The organism is Rickettsia asembonensis (assembly GCF_000828125.2).
Classification (GTDB): Bacteria; Pseudomonadota; Alphaproteobacteria; order Rickettsiales; family Rickettsiaceae; genus Rickettsia; species Rickettsia asembonensis.
This window is the reverse complement of sequence record NZ_JWSW01000052.1, coordinates 1-7,369: the sequence shown is the minus strand read 5'-3', so window position 1 is coordinate 7,369 and position 7,369 is coordinate 1. Positions and strand designations below refer to the sequence as shown.

The window sequence follows — 7,369 nt, the reverse complement described above, 5'->3', positions numbered from 1 at the left end:
GAGTGATTTTGTATTGAATATACGAGCTTTAAAAAGTAACGAAAATTACTTTTTGTTATATAAAATTAATTACTTTAAAAAACTTATTAATTGGGAGTAATTGAAAACACGTTCGATGTTATTCCCACGAGGTGTTGTTGCGTGGATTGGTATGTTACTCCATGGCTTGACCACGGAGTCCAGTCTTTTATTTTTCCTAGATCCCGTGAATAAATCGTGGGATAACAGAGAGAAATTAAGACTTTTCAAAAATAAATTAGTTCGCCGACTGATTAATTGCTCCTAAACTCTTAACATCTACCCCCCATTTTTCATTTTCTAAGTAAGAGATAATACAACATATTGCTTCATTTGGTAAGCATGATAAATGTAAAGAAGAAGTTTTAGAATCCGGTTGAATTTTTTTACATACTCCTGCAATGGCAAATGGGAATGATTTCATAAAATTATCCATCGTTATTATAAGTAGATTCAGGATTATTATTTTGTTTTTGTAAATAAGGTTCTAATAGTTCCTTATTCACTTTTACTTTTAATTTTTTATAAAATTTTGTAATACATGCAATTTTAACAAAATTATCTAAACCATCTTCATTTAAAAAAGCTTTATTTAGAAATGAAGCTAAATTTTTTAATAATTTTTCTTGTAGTAAATTCATTGTCTCGGCAAATGCTTTGTCGGTACTTGCATAGCTTGCAGCCGTATTTCCCTCATTATCAACATGAATAATCATCTCAGGCGGCATCAGATTAATAAACATTTTAGAAACTGTTGTCATGCCTTTTTTGGCTGCAAGCATTAATAATGTCCTTCCGCAGTTATCAATAGCGTTAATATGGTCCTTTGACGTTAAGGGAATAAGTTCTACACAAACATTATCTAAATCACGCCATATAGCCTTTACTAATGCCGGCTGACCACGTATATTCTCGATCGTATTAATACCCTTAAGAGTCATTTTGGGAATAAGTTTTAAACAAACTTTTTCTAAACCTGCATCGGCAGCTAAAATTAAGGCTGTATTACCATTCTCATCGGATTGATTAAATAAATTATTATTTTTTATTTTATCAATTAATTTTTCAACTTCTTTTTTATCTTTATCTGTTGCCTGTATTGCATGTGTTAATTTTTTTAGCACAGATATTAATTCATTATATAATACCTCATCTGATTTTTTATCTATTCCAAAAAATTTTTTCACACTTGTAAACATAATTTATCCTTATTAAATTCTATAATTTTTAATATTTTGTTAAAAATCAACAAAAATATGAATATATCATAATAAGTAGTTTTAAGAATGCAATGGATATTTAAATCGAAGATATAAAAAAAGTGGGGTTTAAATAAGAAATGGTGGCCACGGTCGGAATCGAACCAACGACACAAGGATTTTCAGTCCTTTGCTCTACCGACTGAGCTACGTGGCCATTATACTCTTCTGCTTTGAAGAATTGTCTCTGCAAAACTTCGGAGGACTCGCATGCTCAAGTATAGGCTGTGCATGCTCGCTCCTCGTTTTACATTCTAATTCTCCAAATCATTCGAGTATATACTCGTTTTATTTGAAAAATTGTCTACGTCATCCTACAAGAGCTGCGGTGCTAAACGTTTAAGTATACGTTCCGCTCCTCGCCTTGTGGATTCCTTGCTCTTTTTGAAGTTGATCTTCGTCTATACTACTTTTCATTTATTAGGAGTAGCATAGAAATACAACAATAAGCTTATAATAGATTAATCGGCTTTTGTCTATTCTTAATTAGTAATATTAGACAAAAATACTTAATTATGATATTATGAGCGTTTATTTTTATAACGGTTTTTTATGATCAAAATCGGCGATATAGAACTTTCTTCAAATGTAATTCTTGCTCCAATGTCTGATATTACGGACTTAGAATTTAGAAAATTGGTAAAAAGATTCGGTGCAGGGCTTGTAGTTTCTGAGATGATAGCAAGTCGGGCAATGGTTGTGAAATCTAGGCAGTCAATGCAAAAATGTGCTATTGTGCATGATGATCCGACAAGTGCATGCGTGCAGCTAGCAGGCTGTGAGCCGAATGTAATAGCGGAAGCTGCTAAAATGAACGAAGATATGGGAGCAAAGATTATCGATCTTAATTTTGGCTGTCCGGCAAAAAAAGTAGTAGGAGGTTATGCAGGTTCGGCTCTAATGAGGGATGAACAGCTGGCAGCTAAGATTTTTGAAGCGACGGTTAAAGCGGTGAAGATTCCGATAACGGTTAAAATACGTATGGGCTGGGATGATAATACGAAAAACGCTCCGACTTTGGCTAAAATTGCTGAAAATTCAGGGATTCAAATGGTTACCGTTCACGGTAGAACAAGATGTCAGTTTTATTCCGGTAATGCCGATTGGGATTTTATACGATCAGTTAAAGAAGCCGTAAAAATTCCGGTTATTGCTAACGGTGACATCACTAATTTTGCTAAAGCAAAAGAAGCCCTACAAAAATCCGGTGCAGACGGTATTATGGTCGGTAGAGGAGCATACGGCAAACCTTGGCTTATTTCACAAATTGCACATTATCTTAAAACCGGCGAAGAAAAACCTGCTCCTTCTATAGTAGAGCAGCTAGATATCGTAACCGAGCATTATGAGGCAATACTTGATTATTACGGCGAATCCGTGGGCGTACCTATTGCACGTAAGCATATTGGTTGGTATAGTAGCGGCTTACCAAGTTCAGCAGAGTTTAGAGGTGCCGTTAATTTGATGAATGACCCCGCAGAGGTAAAAGAGAAAATTGCGGAGTTTTATACGAGTGTTATGGATCATAGTACCGGATAATTTTCGCCTTATGTCATTCCTGCGGAAGCGGAAATCCATTAAAAGATGTCACCCCGTGGTTTGACCACGGGGTCTAAAAATAATGAATTAGATACCGCGATCAAGTCATGGTATGACAAAGTGGATTCCCGCCTACGCGGGAATGACATCGAGTAGGTTTTACAGGTCCACGCAATAATCCCTCGCAGGGATGACAGCGAGGACTTTTTAAAAATGTCCAGTACTATAGTTATGGAGACGAATAAATGAAAAGAATTTTAAGTTTTATTTTTATAATATTGTTTTTTAATTTAAGTTATGCGGATGAAAAAGCAGCAATTATAACTGATTATAAACCGGTATTTTTGCCTGTAATTGCTGAGAATAAAAAAATAAAAATTGCTATTCGTTCTTATTTAAATAATGAAAAATCATATTTCGTTTTAGTAGAACCGAATTCTTTTAAAACTGAGTTAGCCCTACAAGAATCGGTAATTTTACCTACGAATAAAACAGAAAAAGAAAATCTTCTAAAAAAATTAAATAAAACTCCGTATATTAAAGCTTTAAATAAATATAACTCTGCACCTTATATACTGCAAAATTATGGTGCTATGAGTAGCATGTATAAAGTAAAAGGGCAGTTCTTGACAATTGATATGTGTCCTTCTTCCAAAAGCTTTGAAGAAGATTTTTTTAAAAAGCTCGTAGAATTATCGAGCAAACTAAATAAACCTATTCCGATTGCTATATGTGTTTCAGGCTTATGGATTAATAAGCATACAGAAGAGTTCTTATGGTTATTAAAGCAACAAGAAAACGGTTATTTACAAATAACATGGGTTAATCATTCATTTAGCCATCCTTACTTTAAAGATAAACCTCTTGAAGATAATTTCCTTCTTTCCAATAAACAGGACTTTGAAAATGAAGTATTAGAAGCAGGGAAAATATTAGTAAGTTATAATATTGCTCCGTCGCCTTTCTTTCGTTTCCCAGGATTAGTTTCTGATCAAACATTAATAGAGAAACTAAAAGATTTGGGATTTATTCCGCTTGGCAGCAATGCATGGCTTGCTAAAGGCGAAAAAGTTCAAGACGGCTCTTTTATATTAGTACACGGTAATAGTAACGAAAAAGCCGGAATAGATTTAATTATGCCGATGTTACCGGAATTAAAGTTACTTCCTATTGAAAAAGCGTTTTTACCGGCAAATTTATAATTCAATTTTTCTAGTAGAAGTTTTATCTCTTTGAATATCAAGTTTTGTACCGAATAGTGGAGAATCTTGTAAAAAATCAATAAGAGAAGATTCTGACGAATTTGCTATAATACTGCATAAACGTTTATTTTCGTCTAATACTTCTAGATTTACCTCGATTAAAGGCGGGGTAAGTAAATGCTTAATAATTTCAGACCATTCTATTAAAACCAAATTACCGTTTAATGCTTCTTCAAATCCAAGTTCGTAAATTTCTTCAGGTGATTTTAGACGATACAGGTCATAATGATAGATATAGTCAATTGATCCACGTTTGCTGCTTCGTTGCTCGTCGTCTCGCCTATTAGTATATAGGCTTCGCTCCTCACGCCTGTTATCAAACGAGTCTGAATTGACTATGGTGAAATTAGGAACTTGATATGTTTGTAGTAAGTTAAAGGTCGGGCTTATAATACTCGTATTTTCACCGCAAAAATATTTAATAATTTCACGACAAAAAAATGTTTTACCGGATCCTAGGTCACCGTTAAGTAAAACTATATCATTTGGTTTTAAGCTTTGTGCTAAAAGCTTTACAAGTTTTTTTGTCTCTTCTTCATTATTTAGCGTATGCATTTTTTAACTTGATTAATCATTTGTAAATATTGGTTCTGAAAAGTGTTTGAATGAATATTCGGAACATTCCAGTTTTCACTATTTAATATTATTACTTTAGCATTTAATTTGCCGTATAATCGTGAATTTTGTTCGTTACTTAAAATAAGACATTTGTTATTAGACTCTTTAATTAAATCTTCTAGCTTGCGTATATATCGTAAGCTTTTTTGACTTTCGCTATATAATTTTGCAGTTTTAATATTAGTATTAACAAAAAAATACTCGCTACTGTCACTTAATAAAATTACGTCTTTTATTGCCCTAAGCTCGTTATTTTTAATTTCTTGTAGATTGTTTAATTCTTTAAGTGCCGCTGAAAGGTTATTATTAATGTCTTCTTGTATCTCAGGAAAATTTTTACTAAATATTCGTGCAAATCCCTGTAGTAAAATTCTTACATTATCAAGATCAAGCCAAATATGCCAATTATCTTTTATAGTGGTTAAAGATTTAATATCGCTAATTTTGATAATATTTTTGCTATGATTATCAATTAATTTCTCGGCAAAGCCGTCAAACTGTTCATTAATATAAATAGCTATATCGGCATTTTTGACTTTTACTAAATCACTAGGTTTTATATTATAATGATGAGGACAGTCGCTACTAATAGCTAGGCTCTCGATATCCGCTTTATCCTTAACAAGTATCGAAACAATACTAGCAATTGGCGTAATACTTACAACTATCTTAGGCTTAGCGTAGCTAGTAAGGCTGAAGAATGTAAGGAATAGTAAAGTTAGGTATGTCAAGCCGGTCTTTCCGTCATTGCGAGGAAAATTACGAAGTAATTGACGAAGCAATCCAGTAAAAAATTCTGTAAACCAGAATTTTTTTATTATTTTCTCTGGATTGCCGTGCGGTCTTCGACCGCTCGCAATGACGATTAGGTATCCACGTAACAATGATTTTAATCGCTCACAATGACGGCTTGATATACTCGTTCTCATAACTTTTCCAACAACTCCAATTTACTAGGCTTGAAATCCTGCTCTATCCAAAAATTTTTTAGATATTCTAGTTTTGCTCCTATCTCTTTTTTTTCTATATTCATATTTAATAAATCATTACCGTTTACTTGGAATTTCGGACGTAATAATACATCATATTTATGGATAAATTCTTTTACTTGTGAATGGTCTAGTTTACCGATTATACAGGCTGCTAATAAATATTCCTTGTAGTTCTTTTTTTCAAACCAATTTTTTTTTATGTTAGCTTCAGAATCATTCAGAAAGTTCGTTATAGATAATATTTGCATTGCTTCCTGTCTTGAGAATTTCCAATCGAGAAGAAGCTTTGAATTTATATTTTTTAAATTATATAGTAATAAAGCATAATTAGTTGTTAATTCTAATTCTTTAGATTGCTCAAAAAATTTTATTTCATAATTTTGGATAGAGAATATTAGTTCTAATATTCCTATTTCAAATATAGCTTCTAAAATTTGTGCTGCTCTTTTTGAAACGATAATTTTATCCATTTCGCTTTTAATTCGCTCTCGTGATAAAGTTTTTAAGCCGTCTTTTAAAGCTTTACATGCTTTGAAGCTGCCATCATCAAGTTGATTCGCATAATAGCTAGAAAATCGAAAAAAGCGTAGGATTCGTAAGTAATCTTCTTTAATTCTATCTAGAGCTTCCCCTATAAATACAACCTTTTCCTGCTGCAAATCCTTAAATCCTTCAAAATAATCATATATCTCGTTCTTAAAGGGACAATAGCTTAAAGTATTAATAGTAAAATCTCGTCTTGCGGCATCTTCGGCAAAATCGTTTGTGAATATTACTTTGGCATGTCTGCCGTTACATTCGATATCTTTTCTGAGAGTTGTAATCTCAAATTTTTCCTCGTTTAAAATAGCTGTAATCGTACCGAATTTTAAGCCGGTCGGGATGGTTTTTATTTTAGCTTTCGATAAAATATTTATTACTTCATCCGGTATCAAATCAGTAGCTATATCTATATCATAGCTATCTTTGCCGAGCAGTGCATCTCGTACGCAGCCGCCGATAAGTCTTGCTTGACCTTTTTCATTTAAAAGACCTAGGATTTTCTTATATCCTTTTGAAGGAATTTTTAAAGTTTTATGTATAACTTGCATTATTTGATTATATCTATAGTATCTGGTAGTTTTTAAAAAGACCCTAGGGTCATCCACTCGTTCCTTTATGTCATTCCCGCGGGGCATTGTTGCGTGGACCGATAAAATCCAATGTGTCACCCCGGGTCCATAAAAACAACAAAAAATACTAATATTTTAGTATTTTTAACTGGATCCCGTGGTCAAGCCACGGGATGACAGAGGTGAAATTGATCCACGCAACAAGACTTTGCCAGGATTACATCGAGTAGATTTTACCGTACATTCCTTTTTATTGCAAAAGATAAGTATAACTGGACTTTTTCTTAAAAAATTGTGATTGATCGTTATTAAGCTCCCGTGGCATTTAACTTTATAGTTAAGGTTGATGTGAATTTCAGCTTTTTCACAATGATTATTGTTATTAATGACAATTTTCTGTCCGTGATTAGTTATGAAAATATTATCTTTTAAAGGTAACACCATACTATCTTTTTGTCCGAACCAATTAGCCCAATAAGTTCTATTAAATGTAGGCATTTTATCGGCATAAATTATAAGCTTGTCGTCTTTGTCTTTAATGCCTACTGCCATATGATTTGTGTCAAATT

Annotated in this window: 8 protein-coding genes, 1 tRNA gene and 1 pseudogene; 3 read left to right on the top strand and 7 right to left on the bottom strand. The window is 32.9% G+C overall.

Annotation, left to right across the window (positions count from 1 at the left end):
* Positions 1 to 256 precede the first annotated feature (256 nt).
* From SB78_RS11070 to SB78_RS05300, 3 genes are all read right to left on the bottom strand, one after another.
* Positions 257 to 442 carry a hypothetical protein gene (locus tag SB78_RS11070; protein WP_241773774.1) on the bottom strand — a complete coding sequence of 62 codons (186 nt, stop codon included), beginning with the start codon at positions 440 to 442 and terminating at the stop codon, positions 257 to 259.
* 4 nt (positions 443 to 446) lie between these two features.
* Entirely contained in the window at positions 447 to 1,217 is a 771-nt protein-coding gene (locus tag SB78_RS11065) for a hypothetical protein (protein ID WP_241773773.1), read from the bottom strand.
* A 141-nt stretch (positions 1,218 to 1,358) separates the two neighbouring features.
* Positions 1,359 to 1,434 (bottom strand) — tRNA-Phe (locus SB78_RS05300).
* A 395-nt stretch (positions 1,435 to 1,829) separates the two neighbouring features.
* On the opposite strand from SB78_RS05300, the gene dusB reads away from it, so the two are divergent.
* The 3 genes from dusB to SB78_RS05290 all read left to right on the top strand — a co-directional run bounded on the left by dusB (position 1,830) and on the right by SB78_RS05290 (position 4,018).
* The gene (gene dusB / locus SB78_RS05295; protein WP_041079125.1) at positions 1,830 to 2,816 is read left to right on the top strand and encodes a tRNA dihydrouridine synthase DusB; all 987 of its coding nucleotides are present in this window, start codon (positions 1,830 to 1,832) and stop codon (positions 2,814 to 2,816) included.
* Positions 2,817 to 2,861: 45 nt separating this feature from the next.
* The gene (locus tag SB78_RS11060; protein WP_241773772.1) at positions 2,862 to 2,972 is read left to right on the top strand and encodes a palindromic element RPE4 domain-containing protein; all 111 of its coding nucleotides are present in this window, start codon (positions 2,862 to 2,864) and stop codon (positions 2,970 to 2,972) included.
* An 89-nt stretch (positions 2,973 to 3,061) separates the two neighbouring features.
* Positions 3,062 to 4,018: a polysaccharide deacetylase family protein gene (locus SB78_RS05290; RefSeq protein ID WP_041079123.1), complete on the top strand. Its 957-nt coding sequence runs from the start codon at positions 3,062 to 3,064 to the stop codon at positions 4,016 to 4,018.
* Here the strand turns inward: SB78_RS05290 and tsaE are convergent.
* The 4 genes and pseudogenes from tsaE to SB78_RS11055 form a co-directional block, all read right to left on the bottom strand.
* The gene (tsaE, locus tag SB78_RS05285; protein WP_041079122.1) at positions 4,013 to 4,633 is read right to left on the bottom strand and encodes a tRNA (adenosine(37)-N6)-threonylcarbamoyltransferase complex ATPase subunit type 1 TsaE; all 621 of its coding nucleotides are present in this window, start codon (positions 4,631 to 4,633) and stop codon (positions 4,013 to 4,015) included. The genes SB78_RS05290 and tsaE overlap by 6 nt on opposite strands.
* A complete protein-coding gene (locus SB78_RS05280; RefSeq protein ID WP_410524513.1) occupies positions 4,621 to 5,427 on the bottom strand; it encodes a metal ABC transporter solute-binding protein, Zn/Mn family in 807 nt (268 codons plus the stop codon). The genes tsaE and SB78_RS05280 overlap by 13 nt, the downstream gene beginning before the upstream one ends.
* A gap of 194 nt (positions 5,428 to 5,621) precedes the next feature.
* On the bottom strand, positions 5,622 to 6,779 hold the full coding sequence (locus SB78_RS05275; protein WP_041079129.1) for a CCA tRNA nucleotidyltransferase: 1,158 nt from the start codon (positions 6,777 to 6,779) through the stop codon (positions 5,622 to 5,624).
* Between the two features lie 165 nt (positions 6,780 to 6,944).
* Positions 6,945 to 7,369, bottom strand: a pseudogene (locus SB78_RS11055) (hypothetical protein); the annotation flags it as partial.